Here is a 21,269-nt window from a genome sequence, read left to right as displayed (position 1 = left end):
AGAAAAGGGGGCGTATTAATGGTTAACGTTACATTTCAAAACAATCCTATGACATTGCTCGGTAAAGAAGTTTCAGTAGGGGATACAGCAAATGATTTTACAGTGCTTGCTAACGATTTGAGCCCGGTTACACTTGCTGACTCAAATGGGAAGGTCAGACTAATCAGTGTGATTCCTTCTATCGATACAGGAGTCTGTTCAGCACAGACGCGTAAGTTTAATGAAGAAGCTTCGTCACTTGGAGATAACGTTCAAGTCTTGACAATCTCTGCCGATCTTCCGTTTGCACAGGCTAGATGGTGTGCTGCAGAAGGAATTGACAATGTTCAGACGCTATCCGATCATCGTGATCTTTCATTTGGAGAAGCATACGGAGTTGTCATGAAAGAGCTGCGTTTGCTTGCACGCTCAGTATTTGTTATTGATAAAGATAATAAGGTAACTTATGTTGAATATGTCGGGGAAGGTACAGACCATCCTGATTACGAAAAAGCAATTTTAGCAGTAAAGAAACTAACAAAGTAATAAAAATTATGAAAGCCCACTCGGAGACGGGTGGGCTTTGTCAATTGAGGGATAAAGATATGAAAACAAATACGGAAATTATATTTTCATTTATAGATGCATATGCGGAATCTAAGGAAGAGCTTTACTTAGAAGCGATTGTTGAAGTCTGCCAAAAGTGGTTAGTAGGCGATATAAAACCCGAAGTAACAGAAAAGATCACTAAAGAGGATATCCGTAAAGGTATTCAGCTAGCTGTTTTGAAAGGTATGAAGCAAAATGTACAGCCTAATCACCAGATGACCCCCGATTCAATTGGGATGCTCATTGGACATATCGCTGGTAAATTAGCAGCAGATGAACAAAGTCTGACACTGTTAGATCCGGCGGCAGGCACAGGCAATTTGCTTTATACTGTCATGAATACAATTGAAAATGATGTCACTGCAACGGCAATTGAAATTGATGATTTACTTGTCAGGTTGTCTGCAGTTACAGCGGAACTCCTTGAGCATCCTGTTACGTTTTATGTTCAAGATGCACTGCGACCGTTATTTGTAGATCCAGTCGATATTACGGTAAGTGATTTACCAGTAGGTTTCTATCCGGATGATGAAAATGCGCTAAATTATGAATTGATGTCCGCTGAGGGACATGCATATGCACATCATTTATTTATTGAGCAATCGATGAAGCACACAAAACCGGGAGGTCATGGCTTATTCATCGTTCCAGCGAATCTGTTCGAATCCGACCAATCTTCTGTATTGCATCCGTACTTAAAAAACAAAACAATTATCCGAGCAATTATTCAACTACCTGATTCATTATTCAAAAATGCATCTCATGCAAAAAGTATTTTAATACTGCAGAAACCCTTACCAGAAAAGAAAGTGGTGCATGATGTTCTTCTTGCTAAAGTTCCTAATATGACTGATAGGCATGCAATGGCGTTATTTCTTCAGAAAATTGATATTTGGGCTAATGAATAAAGTATTATTAACCTGACAATTGTGTCTGATACAAAAGAAATCAGTTGAAAAGGGGTACACTTTATGCGGAATATTTTAGCGATAAACGCTGGGAGTTCATCCTTGAAGTTTCAGCTTCTCAAAATGCCCGAAGAATACGTAACGACGATAGGACTAATTGATAGAATTGGTCAAACTGAATCATTGTTCACCATGAAATCCGAAGATGGTAAAATTGAATTAAAACATAGTATCAAGAACCATACAGAAGCAGTAAATATATTGCTTGAAATGCTGATTAGCCAAGGAATCGTAACCTCTTTTGATGAGATTGACGGAGTCGGCCATCGTGTCGTACATGGTGGTGAAGTATTTAGCGATTCTGTGCTTATTAATGAAGATGTTGTCGCAGCACTTCAAGAACTATCTAATCTAGCGCCATTGCATAACCCGGCTAATATCTTAGGTATTAACGAGTTTAACAAAGCTTTACCAAACGTTCCGGCAGTTGCAGTTTTTGACACAGCATTCCATCAGACAATGCCGGAAAGTTCATTTTTATATCCGTTGCCATATGAGTATTACGAAAAATACGGTATCCGAAAATACGGTTTCCATGGTACTAGTCATAAGTATGTAACAGAGCGTGCAGCGTTGTTGTTAAACAGACCACTTGAAGATACGCGGCTAATTTCTTGTCATTTGGGAAATGGCGCGAGCATAGCAGCAGTAGAACGTGGTAAATCGCTCGATACTTCTATGGGTTTTACACCTCTTGCTGGTGTAACGATGGGAACACGTTCAGGAAATATAGATCCCGCTTTAATCCCTTATATTATGGATCAAACGGGAAAGACTGTTGAAGAAGTACTCGAAGTGTTGAATAAACAATCAGGAATGCTTGCGATTTCAGGTTTTTCGAGTGATTTGCGCGACATTGAAATCGAGGCTTTAAAAGGAAATACACGTGCACAGCTTGCGTTAGATGTCTTTGCGGATCGAATTCATAAATATATTGGTTCTTACGCTGCGAGGATGGGCGGTGTGGACGCAATTATATTTACAGCTGGAATCGGTGAAAATAGTATAGTTATTCGCGAAAAAGTTTTAGAAGGCCTTGAGTTTATGGGAGTCTACCTAGATCCTGATTTAAATAATATCAAGGGAAAGGAAGTACATATTAGTTATCCATACTCCCCTGTAAAAGTGCTTGTCATCCCGACGAACGAAGAGGTTATGATCGCCAGAGATACGATGCGGGTTGCGCAATTATAAGTTTGGAAGGATAGTGCAGTGTGCTTTGTTTTTAAACATTCAGTCCTAGATTCGGGTATTATCCACAATACATGTGAAAAAGAGTTGCCCATATAAAAATTGGGCAACTCTTTTATCATTAATTTACAGCTGGAATCAGCGAAAACAGTATTGTTATTCGTGAAAACTTTAAAAGAACGATTAATCCCAACAAACGAAGAAATCAGAATGGCGAGAGATACAATGAGGCTTGCAGGGGTATAAAAGGTTTAAGGGGTTTTACTATTTAGGGGGTGTTCTATATATGAAGAGCTTTTTTGTCATGCAAGGTGAAACATATCGAGAAGAAAAAGAATTAGGTGTTATTTGGTCTCCGCAACAAGATAGTGGAGGGCAGATCCCCCATTCATGGTTGCGGATGAAGGAAGTGAATGAAGGTGATCGTTTCTTCCACTATGTAAAAGGGAATATTGTTGCGATTAGTGTTGCTAAAACGGAATGCAGAGCAGCGACTAAACCATCAAAAGTGCAAAGATATGAACGCTCGAGTGATGACGGTTATTTGGTGAATTTAGAATATCATGAACTAGAAAAACCTCTAAACGTACACTCAAACTTTGATGAAATTTCACCACTTTTACCAATAAAATATTCTCCGTTTCAACAAGATGGAAATGGAAACTCAGGATATTTATATCCATGTAATGAAGAGTTGGTTATTAAATTATTAGAACTCATTAGTGATTTGAACATTTACCAAGTGGATGAGGAGCAGCTGGAGTTAGCGATTGGTACAGTTCTGCGTACAGAGCGCAATACATTTATTCCAATGATTGCTGAAACGGAAGCAGAAGTAAAATCAAAGATTCGTTTGGGTCAACAAAAGTTTAGGAGAGAGTTATTGCTGTTGTGGAATCATAAATGTGCTTTGTGTGATATTGAATTATCTGCTTTGCTTCAAGCGAGCTACTCCAAGCCGTGGAAAGATAGTACAGATCTTGAAAGAGTCTATCCTTATAATGGAGTACTATTATGTTGTAATCACGACGCCTTATACGATAAAGGGTATATTGCGTTTGATGGACAAGGCAGATTACATATTTCTACGTCTGTTCCTGAGAACGATTATTTAGTATATAATATCCATCCGAAAAAGAAGATTGCTCGATTTGAGGAAAATAAGCCTTATTTTAAGTGGCACCTAAAGAATATATTTCAACATTAAAAGAAGTTTTTCGGTCACCTTTTTTTAACTTTTCTCATTTATCCTATTAACATAGGTTTGGTCCGTAGCGAATTGACTCATATAATGCGTGGTTTAGTTTTAATTCATTTCCCTCAAAACTACTTTTATTCAATAGGTCAAATGTATTAATTAAAAAAATATTCAAATCGATGATTTTTACTGAAATTTTATCGGTAAAAATTCTACTGAAGTCATCGGCATCAGGGGCTTATCGAATGTTATTTAAAGTTCATTTACATAGGTCTATTTAATCACATATTGAATATGAGAGTGGATAGTAAAATTGAATTGACTGCAAAACAACTATATAGTTAAAAAGTAAATCTCCTATTTCTTCCTGAGAAATTGAAATGACTGCAGTTCTGTCCTTTTGTTTTAAATTCCTCTCAATTTAAAATCTAAAGTTGGTATGAACAACTGTAATAAGAGAAATACTTCAATAGTATATTTGCAAAGTCTGCTTTTGAAGTATTATTTCATTTTATGTGTAATAAAGACAATGTGAACAATGAACGTCTCTATCTTTCATTGTTTGCATAACCTTTCTTTATTATCGAAAAAAATGTGCAATAATCTGCCTTCATGGAAATAGGATGTATGGATCTTTACCTGAAGAGAATATTGATTGAGGTGTATAAATGAAACCAATTGTAGAAGTGAAAAACGTAACGAAGATTTTTGGTAAATCTCCAAAAGCTGCAGTAGAGTTATTAATAAAAGGCAGTTCAAAGAAAGACATTTTAAAAGAAACGGGGCACACTGTCGGCGTTAAAAATGTAAACTTTAGCGTTTATCCAGGTGAAATCTTCGTAATAATGGGATTATCCGGAAGTGGAAAGTCTACATTAATCCGCATGTTCAACCGTTTAATTACGCCGACATTAGGTGAGATTTTGATCAATAATGAAGATATTGTAAAAATGGATGCTGCTCGTCTAAGAGATGTGAGACAGAAAAAGATAAGCATGGTATTTCAAAACTTTGCGCTTTTTCCACATAAAACAATTCTAGAGAATGCAGGATTTGGGCTTGAGATTCAAAAAATCTCCGATAAGGAGCGCCATGAAAAAGCAATGAATGCGTTAGAAGCTGTAGGGTTGAAGGGATATGAAAACCAGTTTCCCTCACAATTGAGTGGTGGGATGCAACAAAGGGTTGGACTTGCTCGTGCACTTGCTAGTGATACAGAAATCATCTTGATGGATGAAGCATTTAGCGCACTAGATCCATTAATTCGAAAGGATATGCAAGATGAGTTAATTGAAATTCAAGAAAGTTTCAAGAAAACCATTATTTTTATCACACATGATTTGGATGAAGCACTGCGCATAGGAGATCGAATAGCTTTAATGAAGGATGGAAGCATCATTCAACTCGGAACACCTGAACAAATAATGATAGAGCCAGCAAATGAATTTGTAGAGAAGTTCGTGGAAGATGTCGATTTGTCTAAAATACTAACCGCATCACACGTGATGAAACGTCCAGAGAAAATTAGTATAGACAGAGGTCCAAGGGTTGCACTAGAAATCATGGGAAGACAGGGTTATTCCAGTATATTCATTGTGGACCGTAAGCAAAAGTTATTAGGTGCGCTTAGTGCTGAGAATGCACGTCTTGCAATAGATCAAGGAAAATCAATTTCTGAAGTGATGACTGCTGACATCCCAACTGTAACAGAGGGTACCTTACTTGCTGATATTATGGAAGTGATGGCAACGTCAAGTATACCAATATCAGTTATAGATGAAGAGAACAGAATTAAAGGAATTATTATTCGGGGCGCATTAATTGGAGCTCTTGTCGGAAACAAAGATTCCTTGAATGATTTGGAGAGTGAATGATTTGAGTATATCCAAAATACCACTTGGAGAATGGGTTGATACCCTAGTTGATTGGGTAACCATTGTATTTGCAGGATTTTTTGAATTATTTACAAATGTAATTGATTGGGGCTTAGATCTTATAGTTGAGGTATTGAGTGTAGGGCCGCCTATCGTATTAATAATCATTTTAGGACTTTTAGTTACCTATACCAGTAAATGGCAATTAGGTGTATTTACCATAGTTAGTTTACTTCTGATTGATAATTTAGGTTATTGGGAGTCGACAATTCAAACACTTTCGATTGTGTTAGTATCAGGATTTCTCACAATTCTAGTAGGGATTCCAGTAGGAATATGGTGTGCACAAAACAAAACAGTACAAAAAATTGTTACACCTACTTTAGATTTTATGCAAACAATGCCAGCGTTTGTATACCTGATTCCATCGATTTTATTCTTTGGAATTGGCGTAGTGCCAGGGATTGTTGCGTCGTTTATTTTCGCGATTGCGCCAACTATCCGTATGACGAATCTTGGTATTCGAGAAGTACCTGAAGATCTTATCGAAGCATCAAATGCTTTTGGATCGACAACTAATCAAAAATTGTTTAAAGTTCAATTGCCATTAGCAATGCCAACGATTTTGGCAGGAGTAAACCAAAGTATTATGCTTGCTCTTTCGATGGTTGTAACTGCTTCTTTAGTAGGGGCACCTGGTCTAGGAGCAGAGGTATACAGAGCTGTCAGCCAAATTAATGTTGGTCAAGGTTTTGAAGCAGGATTGTCAATTGTTATAATCGCTATCATTCTTGATCGCATTACGCAAAACTTGCGCAAGCCAGCTTATGAACATGTTATTAAGCCAAAAATCGTCTTTTTAATTTTCGCTTTACTTATAGGCGGTACTGCGATTGTTTTAGCAATTCCTCAAGGGGATACTGTGAATGAGAATGCTAGTGAAATTGGTACTCAGACAGGATATGAAATAATTGGGATTGAGCCTGGTGCAGGACTTATGGGGCAAGCTAAAACTGCAATAACTGATTATGAACTAAATAATTGGACTCTAGTGGAAGGTTCTTCAGCTGCTATGATTGCAGAATTGAAAAAAGCTTATGATGCAGAAGAGCCGATTATTGTCACAGGATGGACTCCACATTGGATGTTCTCAGCATATGATTTGAAATACCTGGAGGATCCTAAGGGTTCATTTGGTGGAGCTGAAGACATTAATACACTTGTAAGAAAAGGACTCGAACAAGATGCCCCAGGTGCATATAAGATCCTAGACCAATTCATCTGGGAACCAAGTGATATGGAAAGTGTCATGGTGGAAGTTTCTAATGGATCGAGTGCTGCAGAAGCTGCTGAACAGTGGATTGAAAATAATCCGGACAAAGTAGCAGAGTGGACGAAGGGGGTAGCGGCAGGAAATGGCGAAAGTATAGATCTTGTGTTTGTCGCTTGGGATTCAGAGATTGCCAGTACAAATGTCATTGGTAAAGTACTCGAACAAAGTGGATACGATGTGTCATATGTTCAGGTTGAAGTTGGACCAATGTTTGCTGGTGTTGCTAACAATAGTGCAGATGCTATGGTCGGTGCTTGGTTACCAGGTACACATATGGAATATTATGAAACATATAAGAATGATTTAGTTGACCTTGGACCAAATCTTCAAGGAACAAAAAATGGATTGGTTGTACCTGCATACGTAGATATTGATTCAGTTGAAGATTTGAAGGATAATTGAGAAAGATTAAGCAAAAAGGCAGCTCACATTGAGTTGCCTTTTTGCTATGAATTTTGATTGGGTCATTATTATATGGGTTTTAAGGGTACATGAACCCTTACAACTAATTGATTCATTTAAGGACAATCTTGTAGAATAGAAAAATTGGATTGCTCATATTGATAATTTCAAATTAGAGCTATGGTTATTCAGCCTTAATTTTAGGTATTGTCTACAATATAAAAAAGAGTTGTCCATAGAACAAGTGGACAACTCTACTTTCATTATTTCGCAGATTCAGGTGTACGAATAACAAGAACGTCACATTTGGCGGAACGTACTATATTTTCTGATACACTGCCGATTAGGAATCGTTCTACAGCATTTAAACCGGTTGCACCACAAATGATTAAATCAGCCTCTAATTTTTTAGATAGATCTTTAGAAATCATTGTTTTTGGTGAGCCATATTCTACTATGACATTAACACGTTGCAATCCAGCTTTTTCTGCTTCTACTTTGTAATCGCCTAAAAGATCTTCAGCAAATTTTTGGGCACGTTCAGCAATTGAACGATCATAAGCTTCGATTGCAGCATAAGAACGTGTATCGATAATGTTTATTAGGTTTAGTGTTGCTTCGTTTCTATCAGCAATTGCCACAGCTTTTCTGAAAGCCCATTCGGATTCTTTGGAACCGTCTACAGCAACTAAAATTTGTTTGTATACTAAAGTCATTATTCCTCACTCCATCCTAATAATAGTATACTACCTTATTTCGACTTTTATAGTTGAAAAACCTTTTAATCATAGAGGGAAATGATAATCATTTAGTGATTTGACGAAATTGTGACAGTTGGGAGAAGTGGCTTAATGAAAATCTATCGTACAATTACAGAGTGGTTGTTTATTCAATATTCCGCAAATAGACAAAATAGAGCATAATAACTTACTTTCTGATAATATTGAATTGGATTGGTTCAGATGAATGCATGGATGTCAGGTGACCAACTAACTAAACATCATCTCGAGGAGGAATAGTAATGATTATTGGTGTCCCAAAAGAAGTGAAAAACAACGAAAATCGTGTCGCTATGACACCTGCAGGCGTATTCAACTTAAAGTCTGCAGGACATGAAGTTATTATTGAAAAAGGTGCTGGCTTAGGTTCAAGCTTTATGGACGAAGATTATAGTGAGGCTGGTGCTAGAATCGTAGCAACTGCTGAAGAAGCATGGAATGTAGATATGGTTATGAAAGTTAAAGAACCTGTTGCTTCCGAATACGGATATTTCAGTGAAGGGCTAATCTTATTCACATACTTGCATCTTGCACCTGAAGTAGAGTTGACTCAAGCACTTCTTGACAAAAAAGTTGTTGGGATAGCCTACGAAACAGTACAACTTCCAAATAACTCGTTGCCACTTCTTGCTCCAATGAGTGAAGTCGCAGGCCGTATGGCTACACAAATCGGTGCACAATATTTACAACAAACAAACGGCGGTAAAGGTATTTTACTGAGCGGCGTACCAGGTGTTTCACGCGGTAACGTAACAGTTATCGGCGGCGGACAAGCTGGAACGAATGCTGCTCGTATCGCAGTAGGAATGGGTGCGAAAGTAACAGTTCTTGACTTGTCAGTTGACCGTCTACGTCAATTAGATGAAATCTTCGGAAATGATATTCAAACACTGGTTTCAAATCCATTCAACATTGCTGAATCTGTGAAAGATGCAGATCTAGTTGTCGGAGCTGTTTTGATTCCAGGAGCGAAAGCACCGAAACTAGTTTCAGAAGATATGGTTAAATCGATGAAACAAGGTTCTGTTCTTGTAGACATCGCAATCGACCAAGGTGGTATTTTTGCAACTTCGGATCGCGTTACGACTCACGACGAACCTACTTATGTAAAACATGGTGTCGTTCATTATGCAGTAGCGAATATGCCAGGTGCAGTACCACAAACTTCAACAACAGCTTTAACGAACGTAACAGTTCCATATGCACTTCAAATTGCAAACAAAGGTTATAAGAAAGCATGTCTCGATAACGTTCCTCTTCAAAAAGGTATTAACACGATGGAAGGGCATGTAACATATAAAGCGGTTGCAGATGCTCAAGGCGTGGAATATGTACCTGCTGAGACACTATTAAACCAATAAAGATATAGAAGAAGTTGTCCACACTTGTTAGTGTGTGGACAACTTCTTTTTGTTTTAACGAAAAACTGTGCAATCGTTAAGCTTTAATAATTTTCAATTCTTTGGGGAACTTTGTCAATACTTCAACGCCGTCAGCTGTTACAACAACATCATCTTCAATCCTGACCCCCGTAATTGCAGGATTATAAATACCGGGTTCAATTGTGAAGACCATGCCTTCTCTTAGAATAAGTTCGTTGGTACCTGTGATCGATGGAAACTCATGAACTGAAATACCAAGCCCATGTCCAATTCGGTGTGTGAAATATTCTCCGTATCCAGCCTGATCAATTACATCACGAGCAGCTTTATCGATATCCATCGCCTTGACGCCTGGACGGACTAAATCTACAGCAGCTTGCTCCGCTTTTCTAACTGTTTCATAAATTTCACGCATTTCAACCGTCGGCTCGCCGAATGCCACTGTACGTGTAATATCGGAACAATAGCCCTTATAGACTACGCCTAGGTCGAATAGGATGAAATCACCTTGCTGAATTTTACGATCACCAGGCGTACCGTGTGGAGAGGCAGTTTTAGGACCGGATAAGACCATTGTATCGAATGACATCTTCTCGGCACCTTTTTTCTTCATTTCAAACTCGATTGCCATTAGAATTTCAAGTTCAGTTTTTCCTTCTGCAATCTCCCTGCAACCCACTTCGATAGCGTAATCGGCAAGTTCAGCAGCAATGCGTAAGTTGTTTAGTTCCTCTTCACTTTTAATATTACGCATGCTATTTAACTGTTCGTCCAAGCGCACGAAATTAGCATTAGTAAACAGCTCGCTCATGCGTTCAAGACGCTCGACTGTCAAATGAGACTTCTCTACTGCTATTGAAACTGGAAGGTTACCACGTTTACGGACAGCCTCCATGACAATATCCCATGCATCATCGGTGTCTTCGTGGCCAACTGCATCGAAAGGCCAACCAGCTGCCTTTACATCAGGTACTTCCATTAAAGGACAAATTACAAATGGACTCTCATCTTTAAACACCATGACACCGAGAAGTCGCTCGTGGGGATCGCTTCGGAATCCTGTCAAGTAAAATACATTGTCTGGTGTAGTGATAAATGCTGCATCCAAATTTTCTTTTTGAAGAAATTGTTGTATTTCTTTTACTTTACTCATTACAATGACCTCCCAATACGAATATGCCTATTATAACAAAAAAGAGGGTTTTCAGGTTGTACGACGAAATTTGTCTAATGACAAGAAATATAGGAGGAGATTTTACGATGAAGATTTCATACCATGGTCATTCGATTGTTAAAATAAAAACTGGCGATTTTACGATTCTGATTGATCCATTTATTACAGGAAATAAGCTTACAGATCTAATAGTAGAAAATGAAAAACCAAATGTAATTCTGCTGACACATGGTCATAATGACCATGTTGGCGATACCGTTGCCATAGCGAAAGCCAGTAATGCACTTGTTGTAGCTCCGAATGAGCTTGCAGTCTATCTGTCGTGGCAGGGCTTAAGAACGCACGGCATGAACATTGGTGGAGCCTGTGAGTTTGATTTTGGGACAGTGAAATATACACAGGCGTTTCATAGTTCTTCTTACACGACTGAAGCGAATGAAATCATCTATACAGGAATGCCAGCAGGTATTTTGTTTATGGTGGAAGGGAAAACAATCTATCATGCGGGAGATACTTCGATTTTTGGCGATATGGAGATGATCGGAAAACGTCATCCAATTGATGTAGCTTTTGTTCCAATTGGTGATAACTTCACAATGGGCCCTCAAGATGCGGCCAGCGCTGTCGAATTACTAAATCCGAAGCTTGCTGTACCTATCCATTTCAATACATTTCCACCGATTGAGCAAGATCCGGAAACGTTCAAAGCCCTAGTTGATGGAAATATAGTGAAAATAATGAATGTAGGGGAAACGATAGAATTATGAACCTCCCACAACTGAAGTCACGGGTGTTCTTGGCTAAATTATAAAAATCCCGACTTTTTCATCAGTCCTCCGTTCAGTCGTCCCTGTTCATGCAGTAAGCGCTTTTCTTAAACGTTTTGTGGTAGAATAGCCTTAAGGTCATGATAGAGAAAAGGTGAAGACATGGCGACAAAACATGAACTAATACTTCGTTATATCGAAGGACTTTCCATTGGTGAGAAAATTTCAGTACGTCAAGTTGCGAAAGCACTTTCTGTAAGTGAAGGAACAGCTTATAGGGCGATTAAAGAAGCAGAAAACCAAAAACTCGTTAATACGATCGAACGTGTCGGTACTATCCGGATTGAAAGGAAAAAGAAGGAGAATATCGAACGACTGACATTTGCAGAAGTGGTTAATATTGTTGATGGTCTAGTGCTCGGAGGACGCAGTGGTTTACATAAGACGTTGACCAAGTTCGTTATTGGGGCAATGCAACTTGATGATATGCTGCGTTACATTAATGCAGGTAGTCTCTTGATCGTGGGGAATAGATTGAAGGCACATGAAACAGCGCTTCTAGCTGGTGCCGCGGTGCTTGTTACAGGTGGATTTGATGCTTCCGATGAAGTGAAACAACTGGCGGATGAATTGGACCTACCCGTTATTTCAACAAGTTACGACACATTCACAGTAGCAACGATGTTAAACAGGGCAATTTATGATCAGTTAATCGAAAAAGAAATCTTGCTGGTAGAAGATATTTTGACGCCTCTAGCAGAAACAATTACGATTTCAGCAAAAGATCAGGTCACACGCTTTCATGAAGTGAATGATAAATCAGCCCATACTGGTTATCCCGTTGTGGAGAAAAGTGGGAAGCTTGTCGGGGTAATAACATCACGTGATGCGATTGGTAAAATGAATGATGAATTAGTTGAAAAAGTAATGACCCGTCATCCAATTACTGTTACCGGTAAGACATCTGTCGCCTCCGCAGGACACAGTATGATCTGGGAAGGCATTGATCTTCTACCAGTAGTAACAGACGCAGGAATCCTCACGGGTATCATTAGTCGACAGGATGTTTTAAAAGCGATGCAGATGACGCAACGTCAACCGCAGCAGGGAGAAACAATTGACGACATTATAAAGAATCAGATGAAAACGATACCTGAGCAACCCCATACTATTGAGTTTACAGTAATTCCACAAATGACGAATCAGTTTGGTTCCCTGTCTTATGGAGCATTGACGACCCTTTTGACCGAGTCGGGTAATAGAGCCATTAAGATGCGGAAACGGGGGGAAAGTGTACCTGAAAACATGTCGCTGTATTTTATAAAACACGTTCAACTCGGCAGTGTAGTCGTTGTCATACCAAGGATTTTGCATATGAGTAGACGTTTTGTAAAAGTCGATTTTGATATTTTAACTGAAGGTGACTTAGTTGCCAAAGCGATGATTATGTATCAATTATTTGAACGATGAAGAAGTGGAAAATAAAAACTGATGCACATAAGCGCATCAGTTTTTATTCAACTCTGTTTCTTCTTTGACAAAACTTTTATAATGTTTGTAGGCTCGATAATTGAAAATGCCTACATAAGCTCCAAGTCCGATGAACAAGGCTGCAATAATATAAGTTGTGATGCCATTAAAAAGCATCAGCTGATTAATTCCAAAAAAGAGTAACAAGCTACCTAGAAAACCACCCGCCATACTCGCATACATTTTTTTGCGAATTGGAAATAGCTGTTTGGTACGAAATTGCCTGGTCTTGAAATAGAAATAAAAGACCGCAGATGCGATTATGAAAAATACTAAAAAGAAATTTATAGTTAACATGAAAGCCCTCCATTACATACAAACTTATTACATTGTAGCGGCTTTTCGAATAGATTGCGACCGGAATATATCGAAGCTTGGAGGAATCGTTTATGAAAAGACAAATCATCGACACAATTGAAAAATACGATAAAATCATTATTCATCGTCATATAAGACCTGATCCGGATGCGTATGGCTCACAGTCTGGGTTAAAAGAATTGTTAAAAGCTAATTATCCTGAAAAACAAGTTTTTGCAACAGGCCAACATGATGAGACACTTACATATTTGACTTTGCAGGATCATGTCGAACAATCGTTTTATGAAGGGGCTCTAGTGATTATCACCGATACAGGAAATATAGAGCGAATTGACGGCGAGTTCTATACTGAAGGTGCTTTACTCATGAAGATTGATCATCATCCTGATGCGGATCCTTATGGTGATGTAAAATGGGTTAATACTGATTCAAGTTCAACATCGGAAATGATTTACTCCTTATACGAAGTAGGAAAAGAACATTATGGTTGGAAAATGACCACTGATGCCGCCCGACTTTTATTTGCAGGAATTGTAGGAGATACAGGACGTTTCCTATTCCCCAGCACGACTGTAAATACATTTGAAGTAGTAAGTGATTTGATCAAATTTGATTTTGATAGAACTGAACTGTTTGCAGGAATGTATGAGATGAAGCGGGAATTACTACATCTTAAAGGATATATTTATCAAAACTTCACAATTGACGAAAATGGTGCAGCTTTTGTGAAACTGGATAAGGCACTACTCGAAAGATTTGGGGTATCAGTTTCGGATACTTCCCAATTGGTAGGTGCACTAGGGGATGTACAGGGAATTAAAGCCTGGATTATCTTTATTGAGGAAGCCGATCAGATTCGGGTTAGGTTTCGTTCAAAAGGACCGGTTATTAATTCGTTGGCTGCACAATATGGAGGCGGTGGCCATCCACTCGCAGCTGGCGCGTCTGTCTATTCTTGGGAAAAAACAGATGAAGTCATTGGAAAGTTAAAAGAACTTTGCATGTAGGAAAACGAGCGGAGGAATTACATTGACACTTGTCTATCCGCAAGTAGTGACGGGTGCAGATCTTCTGCGCGGAATCATAAAAATCGAGGATTTAGCCCCACTTCTGAAAAGGAGAGGGGCTACATCTGTTGCGATTGTCAATTCTAAATTATATGGCATCCGTCCTTTTTATAAAATGATGATTAAATTTGGAATCCGCCCAGTGATTGGTTTGTCTGTGTACTTGGAAACTGGAGAAAAGGAAGCCGTCCTTCTTTACGTTTATGCAAAAGATGATGAAGGATATCGAAACCTTCTGAAGATGAGCAGTGCGGTTTCTGTGAGAGAGTCTGAAACACTACCCATTCAATGGCTGAAGGCTTATAGCTCGGGATGTATAATCTTTTGTCCGATGACAGATGATTCATGGAACACTTCTCGTACCGAAGATGATTTTACTCGCATGATAAAGGGGTGTGACACATCTTCGGTTATTATAGGCATCGATAGATCAGGAGGCATAAAACATCCTGATGAAGCTGCAATTGAAATGATTGCGGCTTCAACAAACATACCTATTGCCGCTGTCTATGAAAGTAGGTATATCCATAAAGAAGATGCTTTTGCGTATGAAGTCGCCGAAGCAATCCGTACGGGTTATAAACTTAATGACCCAGCAAGGCCTCATAATCTTACAAAGACAGCATATCTCCCTGAAGAAAGCGAACTTGTTGATTGGTTTTCAGACAGACTTCAATGGCTTTCAAATATGTCAGATATCCTTTTATCGTGCGACGCAACATTACCGCCAACTCAATCGCTGATGCCGGTATTTCCGGTTCCGCTGGAGGAGACTTCAACATCCCTCTTAGCTAAAAACAGTGCCGCAGGTTTAAAACGGCGGCTCGGTGAGGTGGAAGAAGTGTATGATTTGCGCCTACGGTATGAAATAGGAATTATTAGTGAAATGGGATTCGCAGACTACTTCCTAATTGTCGAGGACTTTATGCGTTATGCCAAAGAACAAGGAATACTTACGGGTCCCGGACGGGGCTCTTCGGCAGGGTCGCTTGTTGCTTATGCCCTTGATATAACTGATGTAGATCCTATAAAATATGGCCTAATTTTTGAACGGTTTCTTAATCCGGGTCGAGTGACGATGCCGGATATCGATATCGATTTTGCAGACAACCGTCGTTCTGAAGTGATTGACTATGTTGCAAAGAAATATGGGAAAATGCATGTCGCACAAATTATTACATTTGGTACGCTTTCCACTAGATCAGTTGTCCGTAATGTGGCTCGAGTTTTCGATTTTTCAAATGAAGAGATGGCTTATTTATCAAAAGAAATTCCTAATAGACACAGAATTACAATCGAGCAGGCAGTTGCAGAATCAAAAGCGCTTCGTGATTGGATTGCAATTGATCCAGTACGAAATGACTGGTTAGAAGCTGCAATTAAGCTAGAGGGGCTACCGCGCAATGCATCAACACATGCAGCGGGACTTATTTTATCACCAGTCCCGCTAGTTGATGTAGTACCACTTCAAAGCGGTTCGGATGACATCTACCTGACCCAGTGGCCAATGGGAGACGTTGAAGAACAGGGATTATTGAAAATGGATTTTCTAGGGTTGCGTAATTTAACTCTACTGGACCGCATTAGGTCAATGATCTCTTACGATAAAGGAATCAGAATCGATTTTGAAGATATTGCACTTAATGATGAAAAAACATTTGAGCTATTTAGAACTGGGGATATGACGGGGATATTTCAATTTGAATCAGATGGAATGAGAGATGCACTCCGATTAATCCGTCCAAATAAGTTTGAAGATATTTTTGCTATCACTGCTTTGTATCGACCGGGACCGATGGAGAATATCCCTCTTTATAGCCGACGCAAAAATGATAACGAACAAATTACCTATATTCACCCACAGCTCGAAGCGGTGTTAAAAGAAACATACGGTGTTATCGTTTATCAAGAACAAATCATGGAGATTGCAGTTCGCTTTGCTGGATTCACTATGGGAGAAGCCGACCTGTTAAGACGTGCGGTCAGCAAGAAGAATCGGGAGAACTTAGAGAAAGAACGAATTCATTTCACACAAAAAGCCGTCAGTAACGGTTATCCTGAAAATTCAGCTGTTGCAATCTATGACCTCATTGTGAAGTTTGCGGATTACGGCTTTCCAAAAAGCCATGCAGTCGCATATTCACTTATTTCTTACAGACTAGCTTATTTGAAAGCGAATGAACCAGCTTATTTTTACGCAGCGCTTCTTTCCTCAACAACTGGAAACAACGAGAAGTCAATTGAACTGATGCGTGAATCTGAAGCGAGGGATGTTAAAGTTCTTCCTCCTTCTATTAACCGCAGTAAGTATATGTACACTGTTGAAAACGGTTCAATAAGAATTGGTCTTGGAGCTATCAAAGGCGTAACACCCACTTTTTATAATGCAGTTAAGCGAGCTAGGAAGTCTGGCGGTAATTGGAAAACGCTGTTTGAAATGGCAGCATCTCTCGGGGGGGAGGTATTCACTGAGAAATCGATTAAACCGCTTGTTAAGGCTGGGGCACTGGATGTATTTGGTGAAACGCGTGCAGTCCTGTTAACGTCGATTGATGCAGCAATATCCCATGCGTTATTCATCCGTCCTGATGATGGCGACGATTTTCTCAGCGAAGTGATGCGATCAGTCGCAAGTCCGAAATACTCTCCTGGTGGCACAATGCCAAGGATGATGTTGCTAGAATACGAAAGAGAAGTCCTGGGTTTTTATCTATCAGAACATCCTGCAGCTGAGGTTAAGAAAGCAGCTGGGGGTAATTATAATACCATCATCTCAATCGATTCTTTAGCGGATAGAACATATGTGAAAATTGCTGGCCTTATAACTGAAATCAAACGAATACGAACGAAAAAAGGGGAATCGATGGCATTTGTCACGATTCAAGATGAAACGGGCTCAATTTCTTGTACGCTTTTTCCACAAAAATACGCGCTCTCGAATCCGCATCTTATCGAGATGGCAATCATTCATATTGAGGGGACTGTCGAACGTCGAAATGGGAAACCGCAGATAATTATTCAACAAACAAAGGATTTATGAAAAATGCTGTAGGTTTTTCCTTAATTGGATTTCACTTTACGTTCAGCAGCGTTTTCTGTATGCTAAAGACAGAAGTGGTCTGACCACTTTTCATCATGTATATTTTCGAAGGGGTCCGTGAATGCAAAATACAAAACCGACTTCAAAAATGTTTCTTGATATTGTAGAAGAACTTAAATCGATAATTCGAGAAGAAGGTATTGAAACAGGTGGAAAGTTACCCTCAGAACGTGAGCTTGCGGAGCGCTTGCAAGCGGGCAGGTCTACGATTCGTGAAGCGCTGCGAAGTCTAGAGTTACTAGGGATTATTGAAACCAGGCGCGGTGAAGGGACCTTTCTTGTGGATTACAAAAAGCATAAGCTCGTTGAGGTTCTTGCTGCATTCGTCATGCAACAGACAGACTCAGTGAATGATGTTCAGGAAACAAGAAGAATCCATGAAAAAGCGGCGATTATGGCTGTGTGTAATGATGCTACGTTAAGGGTTTTGCCAGTATGGGGTAGTTTATTGAAGAAAGTTGATAAAGACGGGGAAATCTTACGGGAAGATCTTATCCGGGAGTTGATTGTCGCAACCGGTAACAGATTATCTTTGAAAATTTGGTTTCTACTAAAACAATACAGCAAAGTACCATTCGAGAGCATGACCGAAACGACTGAAAACGATATTATAAAAAAAATGCTTCACAATTTGTGTGAAGGAAATACTACTATAACACTGGAAGCTTATTCGGAATGGATTGAATTAGTTGAAAGTGAAAGAGGGGAAAGCCAGTAATGATTCGAGATCTATTTAGTAAGAATAGAAATAAACATAAAAATACAACTACAATTCCTTCCGTCGACGCTAAAAACGACGTTCCTGAAGGGATAATGACTAAATGTCCGGAATGTAAACATATTGTTTTAACAAAAGATTTAATTAAGACATTGAAAGTCTGTCCAAAATGCGATCATCACTTTAAAATGACTGCAACTGAACGAGTTGCTTGTCTTTTCGATGACGAGACGTTTGAATCGATTGATAATCACTTGAAGACGGAAAACCCGCTTAGTTTTCCCGCTTATACTGAAAAAGTTGAGTCGGATTCTAAGAAAACAGGGTTAAACGAAGCTGTACTCACTGGAACAGGAAAGATTGATGGACTAGAAGTAGCTGTTGCAATAATGGATTCCCATTTCCGAATGGGCTCAATGGGATCAGTTGTCGGGGAAAAGATTACTCGCGCAATTGAAAAAGCAACAGCACATGGCATACCGGTAATCATATTTTCAGCTAGTGGTGGTGCACGCATGCAAGAAGGAGTGTTATCACTCATGCAAATGGCTAAAACGAGTGTCGCGCTTAATCGGCATGCGAGCGAAGGGTTACTTTATGTATCTGTGATGACATACCCAACGACGGGTGGTGTGTCGGCAAGTTTTGCCTCGGTAGGTGATATTAATATAGCAGAACCAAAAGCACTAATCGGATTCGCGGGTAGACGTGTCATTGAACAAACTGTCAGAGAAAAATTACCGGAGGATTTTCAGACTGCAGAATTTTTGCTGGATCATGGCCAATTGGATGCTGTCGTACACCGCGCTGAAATGAAAGAAACACTTTCTAAAATTTTGCGACTTCATGTAAGGGGGATGAACTGAAATGGGTAAAACGTTGAAATTTGAAGAACCAATCGTCAAGCTACGTGAAAAAATCATCGAGCTTGAAGAGTATACAACGACCAACTCAGTTGATCTTTCTGATGAAATCGAGACGTTAAAAATGCGATTGAAAAAGTTGGAAAGAGAAATTTATGAAAATATGGAACCTTGGGATCGGGTTCAAGTGGCAAGACATCCCGAACGTCCGACAACAATGGATTATATAAATATGCTCTTTAAAGATTTCATGCAATTGCACGGTGATAGAGCTTACGGTGACGATGCTGCTATTGTAGGTGGAATTGCTTCATTCGAATCGAGACCCATTACAGTAATTGGCCATCAACGCGGAAAAGATACAAAAGAGAACGTCAAGCGGAATTTTGGAATGCCGCATCCTGAAGGGTACCGAAAAGCTCTGCGCCTAATGAAACAGGCGGAGAAATTTGGAAGACCAATTGTGTGTTTCATCGATACAAAGGGGGCTTTCCCTGGCAAGGCGGCTGAAGAGCGGGGGCAAAGTGAGGCAATTGCCCGTAATCTTGTTGAAATGGCTGGCTTGACTGTTCCGGTTATCTCCATAGTTATCGGAGAAGGCGGAAGCGGTGGTGCACTAGCACTTGGCGTTGCAAACCATATCCACATGCTTGAAAACTCTACATACTCTGTCATTTCGCCCGAAGGGGCAGCGACTATACTTTGGAAAGACTCTAGTCTAGCCAAACAAGCGGCGGAGGCAATGAAAATCACTGCTCCACATTTAAAAGAAATGGGAATTATCGAGGAAATTATTCCGGAAGTGCGCGGTGGTGCACATCGTGACCTAGAAGCGCAAGCTATTCATTTAGGAGATGCAATCCGTTTATCCTTAGAAAAACTAAACACATTGAATGGTCATGAACTCGTTAATCATCGATATGATAAGTTTCGTCAGATTGGTGTATTTTCTGAATAAATATAGGATGCGGGTAACCGCATCTATTCGTGTTTAGAAAATAATATTTAATCCTGGATTGGAGTGATTTCTACGAAAAAGATAGCTGTTTTGACAAGTGGCGGAGACGCACCAGGCATGAATGCTGCAGTTCGTGCTGTTGTTCGGAAAGCGATTTATGAAGGTCTTGAAGTGGCTGGTGTTTTTAATGGATATCAAGGATTGATTGAAGGGAAAATTGAACTTCTGCAACTTGGTTCCGTAGGAGATATTATTCAGCGAGGAGGCACGATGTTGCGTTCTGCCCGAAGCGCTGAATTTCGAACTCTTGAAGGGCGAGAAAAGGCACTTCAACAATTGAAGAAACACAATATCGATGGACTTGTTGTAATAGGTGGAGACGGTTCATTCAAAGGCGCATTTGAATTAACGGCTCTTGGATTGCCATGTGTTTGTGTTCCGGCCACAATCGACAATGATATAAACGGAACAGAATTAACAATAGGTTTCGATACAGCATTGAATACAGTCATTGATGCAATTGATAAGATACGTGATACTGCAACGTCTCACGAGCGGACATTCATCGTCGAAGTGATGGGGAGAGATGCCGGTGATCTTGCTTTATGGGCTGGACTAGCGGGTGGAGCGGAAACGATACTTATCCCCGAAGAGAAGTACGAAGTGCCTGATATTATCGAACGACTAAAAAGTGGTACAGGTCGCGGTAAGAAGCACAGTATTATCATTGTTGCAGAAGGGGTGATGTCTGCAGCAGAACTCGCTGAAATATTGAAGCGGGAAGCCGGTATTGAAACACGGATTTCTGTTCTGGGTCATGTCCAGCGTGGTGGATCCCCTTCTGCAAGAGATCGTGTTATTGCGAGTCAGTATGGAGCAAAAGCAGTTGAAGTTTTAAAAGAGGGTCGCGGAGGCATTGCTATTGGCATGCAAAATCATGTGGTGGTAGACTATGACTTAACGGACGTTTTCGAACAATCAGCTGGTTTTGATAAGAAAATGTACAAGATGTCCCAGGAATTGTCCATATAATTGGTTGTTCAAAAAACTTAAAAGAGG

19 protein-coding genes are annotated in these 21,269 nt (G+C 39.7%); 16 read left to right on the top strand and 3 right to left on the bottom strand.

Annotated features, from left to right (window positions below):
• Window positions 1–18: 18 nt before the first annotated feature.
• The 7 genes from tpx to AC25Y6_RS08555 all read left to right on the top strand — a co-directional run bounded on the left by tpx (window position 19) and on the right by AC25Y6_RS08555 (window position 7,554).
• The gene (gene tpx / locus AC25Y6_RS08585; protein WP_482099790.1) at window positions 19–525 is read left to right on the top strand and encodes a thiol peroxidase; all 507 of its coding nucleotides are present in this window, start codon (window positions 19–21) and stop codon (window positions 523–525) included.
• A 59-nt stretch (window positions 526–584) separates the two neighbouring features.
• Window positions 585–1,496 (top strand): class I SAM-dependent methyltransferase, encoded by a 912-nt coding sequence (locus AC25Y6_RS08580; RefSeq protein WP_488142712.1) that lies wholly within the window; start codon window positions 585–587, stop codon window positions 1,494–1,496.
• A 63-nt stretch (window positions 1,497–1,559) separates the two neighbouring features.
• Window positions 1,560–2,750, top strand: coding sequence for an acetate kinase (locus AC25Y6_RS08575; protein ID WP_488142711.1), 1,191 nt, complete (start codon window positions 1,560–1,562; stop codon window positions 2,748–2,750).
• A 99-nt stretch (window positions 2,751–2,849) separates the two neighbouring features.
• Window positions 2,850–2,993: a hypothetical protein gene (locus tag AC25Y6_RS08570; RefSeq protein ID WP_488142710.1), complete on the top strand. Its 144-nt coding sequence runs from the start codon at window positions 2,850–2,852 to the stop codon at window positions 2,991–2,993.
• A 40-nt stretch (window positions 2,994–3,033) separates the two neighbouring features.
• Complete coding sequence (locus AC25Y6_RS08565; protein WP_488142709.1) at window positions 3,034–3,954, top strand: HNH endonuclease; 921 nt, start codon at window positions 3,034–3,036, stop codon at window positions 3,952–3,954.
• 659 nt (window positions 3,955–4,613) lie between these two features.
• Window positions 4,614–5,819: a quaternary amine ABC transporter ATP-binding protein gene (locus AC25Y6_RS08560; protein ID WP_488142708.1), complete on the top strand. Its 1,206-nt coding sequence runs from the start codon at window positions 4,614–4,616 to the stop codon at window positions 5,817–5,819.
• A gap of 1 nt (window position 5,820) precedes the next feature.
• Entirely contained in the window at window positions 5,821–7,554 is a 1,734-nt protein-coding gene (locus AC25Y6_RS08555; RefSeq protein WP_482105032.1) for a glycine betaine ABC transporter substrate-binding protein, read from the top strand.
• A gap of 263 nt (window positions 7,555–7,817) precedes the next feature.
• On the opposite strand, the gene AC25Y6_RS08550 is transcribed toward AC25Y6_RS08555, so the two are convergent.
• Complete coding sequence (locus tag AC25Y6_RS08550; protein WP_482099784.1) at window positions 7,818–8,270, bottom strand: universal stress protein; 453 nt, start codon at window positions 8,268–8,270, stop codon at window positions 7,818–7,820.
• A gap of 305 nt (window positions 8,271–8,575) precedes the next feature.
• Between AC25Y6_RS08550 and ald the strand changes: the two genes are divergently transcribed.
• Window positions 8,576–9,694 (top strand): alanine dehydrogenase, encoded by a 1,119-nt coding sequence (ald, locus tag AC25Y6_RS08545; protein ID WP_482105031.1) that lies wholly within the window; start codon window positions 8,576–8,578, stop codon window positions 9,692–9,694.
• 76 nt (window positions 9,695–9,770) lie between these two features.
• On the opposite strand, the gene AC25Y6_RS08540 is transcribed toward ald, so the two are convergent.
• The gene (locus AC25Y6_RS08540) at window positions 9,771–10,868 is read right to left on the bottom strand and encodes a M24 family metallopeptidase (RefSeq protein WP_488142707.1); all 1,098 of its coding nucleotides are present in this window, start codon (window positions 10,866–10,868) and stop codon (window positions 9,771–9,773) included.
• Between the two features lie 107 nt (window positions 10,869–10,975).
• On the opposite strand from AC25Y6_RS08540, the gene AC25Y6_RS08535 reads away from it, so the two are divergent.
• Entirely contained in the window at window positions 10,976–11,656 is a 681-nt protein-coding gene (locus AC25Y6_RS08535) for a metal-dependent hydrolase (protein WP_482105029.1), read from the top strand.
• Window positions 11,657–11,818: 162 nt separating this feature from the next.
• Window positions 11,819–13,126 (top strand): DRTGG domain-containing protein, encoded by a 1,308-nt coding sequence (locus AC25Y6_RS08530; protein ID WP_488142706.1) that lies wholly within the window; start codon window positions 11,819–11,821, stop codon window positions 13,124–13,126.
• Window positions 13,127–13,162: 36 nt separating this feature from the next.
• Here the strand turns inward: AC25Y6_RS08530 and AC25Y6_RS08525 are convergent, their stop codons facing one another.
• Complete coding sequence (locus tag AC25Y6_RS08525) at window positions 13,163–13,483, bottom strand: YtpI family protein (protein WP_488142705.1); 321 nt, start codon at window positions 13,481–13,483, stop codon at window positions 13,163–13,165.
• Between the two features lie 92 nt (window positions 13,484–13,575).
• Between AC25Y6_RS08525 and AC25Y6_RS08520 the strand changes: the two genes are divergently transcribed.
• The 6 genes from AC25Y6_RS08520 (at window position 13,576) to pfkA (ending at window position 21,242) form a co-directional block, all read left to right on the top strand.
• The gene (locus AC25Y6_RS08520; RefSeq protein ID WP_482099778.1) at window positions 13,576–14,511 is read left to right on the top strand and encodes a DHH family phosphoesterase; all 936 of its coding nucleotides are present in this window, start codon (window positions 13,576–13,578) and stop codon (window positions 14,509–14,511) included.
• Between the two features lie 22 nt (window positions 14,512–14,533).
• Window positions 14,534–17,611 carry a DNA polymerase III subunit alpha gene (gene dnaE, locus AC25Y6_RS08515; protein ID WP_488142704.1) on the top strand — a complete coding sequence of 1,026 codons (3,078 nt, stop codon included), beginning with the start codon at window positions 14,534–14,536 and terminating at the stop codon, window positions 17,609–17,611.
• Window positions 17,612–17,732: 121 nt separating this feature from the next.
• A complete protein-coding gene (locus AC25Y6_RS08510; RefSeq protein ID WP_488142703.1) occupies window positions 17,733–18,389 on the top strand; it encodes a FadR/GntR family transcriptional regulator in 657 nt (218 codons plus the stop codon).
• Window positions 18,389–19,255: an acetyl-CoA carboxylase, carboxyltransferase subunit beta gene (gene accD, locus AC25Y6_RS08505; RefSeq protein ID WP_482105025.1), complete on the top strand. Its 867-nt coding sequence runs from the start codon at window positions 18,389–18,391 to the stop codon at window positions 19,253–19,255. The genes AC25Y6_RS08510 and accD overlap by 1 nt, the downstream gene beginning before the upstream one ends.
• A gap of 1 nt (window position 19,256) precedes the next feature.
• The gene (gene accA / locus AC25Y6_RS08500; RefSeq protein WP_482105024.1) at window positions 19,257–20,210 is read left to right on the top strand and encodes an acetyl-CoA carboxylase carboxyl transferase subunit alpha; all 954 of its coding nucleotides are present in this window, start codon (window positions 19,257–19,259) and stop codon (window positions 20,208–20,210) included.
• A gap of 63 nt (window positions 20,211–20,273) precedes the next feature.
• Window positions 20,274–21,242 (top strand): 6-phosphofructokinase, encoded by a 969-nt coding sequence (pfkA, locus tag AC25Y6_RS08495; RefSeq protein ID WP_482105023.1) that lies wholly within the window; start codon window positions 20,274–20,276, stop codon window positions 21,240–21,242.
• Window positions 21,243–21,269 lie beyond the last annotated feature (27 nt).

It is taken from the genome of Sporosarcina sp. Y1004 (assembly GCF_057669665.1).
This window is presented reverse-complemented; position numbering and strand designations above follow the sequence as displayed.

What these genes read in the sequence shown, in the direction of transcription:
- AC25Y6_RS08580 (WP_488142712.1), top strand. Translation starts at nt 585, where the DNA reads ATGAAAACAAATACGGAAATTATATTTTCATTTATAGATGCATATGCG.
- AC25Y6_RS08510 (WP_488142703.1), top strand. Translation starts at nt 17,733, where the DNA reads ATGCAAAATACAAAACCGACTTCAAAAATGTTTCTTGATATTGTAGAA.
- AC25Y6_RS08565 (WP_488142709.1), top strand. Translation starts at nt 3,034, where the DNA reads ATGAAGAGCTTTTTTGTCATGCAAGGTGAAACATATCGAGAAGAAAAA.
- ald (WP_482105031.1), top strand. Translation starts at nt 8,576, where the DNA reads ATGATTATTGGTGTCCCAAAAGAAGTGAAAAACAACGAAAATCGTGTC.
- accD (WP_482105025.1), top strand. Translation starts at nt 18,389, where the DNA reads ATGATTCGAGATCTATTTAGTAAGAATAGAAATAAACATAAAAATACA.
- AC25Y6_RS08530 (WP_488142706.1), top strand. Translation starts at nt 11,819, where the DNA reads ATGGCGACAAAACATGAACTAATACTTCGTTATATCGAAGGACTTTCC.
- accA (WP_482105024.1), top strand. Translation starts at nt 19,257, where the DNA reads ATGGGTAAAACGTTGAAATTTGAAGAACCAATCGTCAAGCTACGTGAA.
- AC25Y6_RS08540 (WP_488142707.1), bottom strand. Translation starts at nt 10,868, where the DNA reads ATGAGTAAAGTAAAAGAAATACAACAATTTCTTCAAAAAGAAAATTTG.
- AC25Y6_RS08560 (WP_488142708.1), top strand. Translation starts at nt 4,614, where the DNA reads ATGAAACCAATTGTAGAAGTGAAAAACGTAACGAAGATTTTTGGTAAA.
- AC25Y6_RS08520 (WP_482099778.1), top strand. Translation starts at nt 13,576, where the DNA reads ATGAAAAGACAAATCATCGACACAATTGAAAAATACGATAAAATCATT.
- AC25Y6_RS08535 (WP_482105029.1), top strand. Translation starts at nt 10,976, where the DNA reads ATGAAGATTTCATACCATGGTCATTCGATTGTTAAAATAAAAACTGGC.
- AC25Y6_RS08525 (WP_488142705.1), bottom strand. Translation starts at nt 13,483, where the DNA reads ATGTTAACTATAAATTTCTTTTTAGTATTTTTCATAATCGCATCTGCG.
- tpx (WP_482099790.1), top strand. Translation starts at nt 19, where the DNA reads ATGGTTAACGTTACATTTCAAAACAATCCTATGACATTGCTCGGTAAA.
- AC25Y6_RS08550 (WP_482099784.1), bottom strand. Translation starts at nt 8,270, where the DNA reads ATGACTTTAGTATACAAACAAATTTTAGTTGCTGTAGACGGTTCCAAA.
- AC25Y6_RS08575 (WP_488142711.1), top strand. Translation starts at nt 1,560, where the DNA reads ATGCGGAATATTTTAGCGATAAACGCTGGGAGTTCATCCTTGAAGTTT.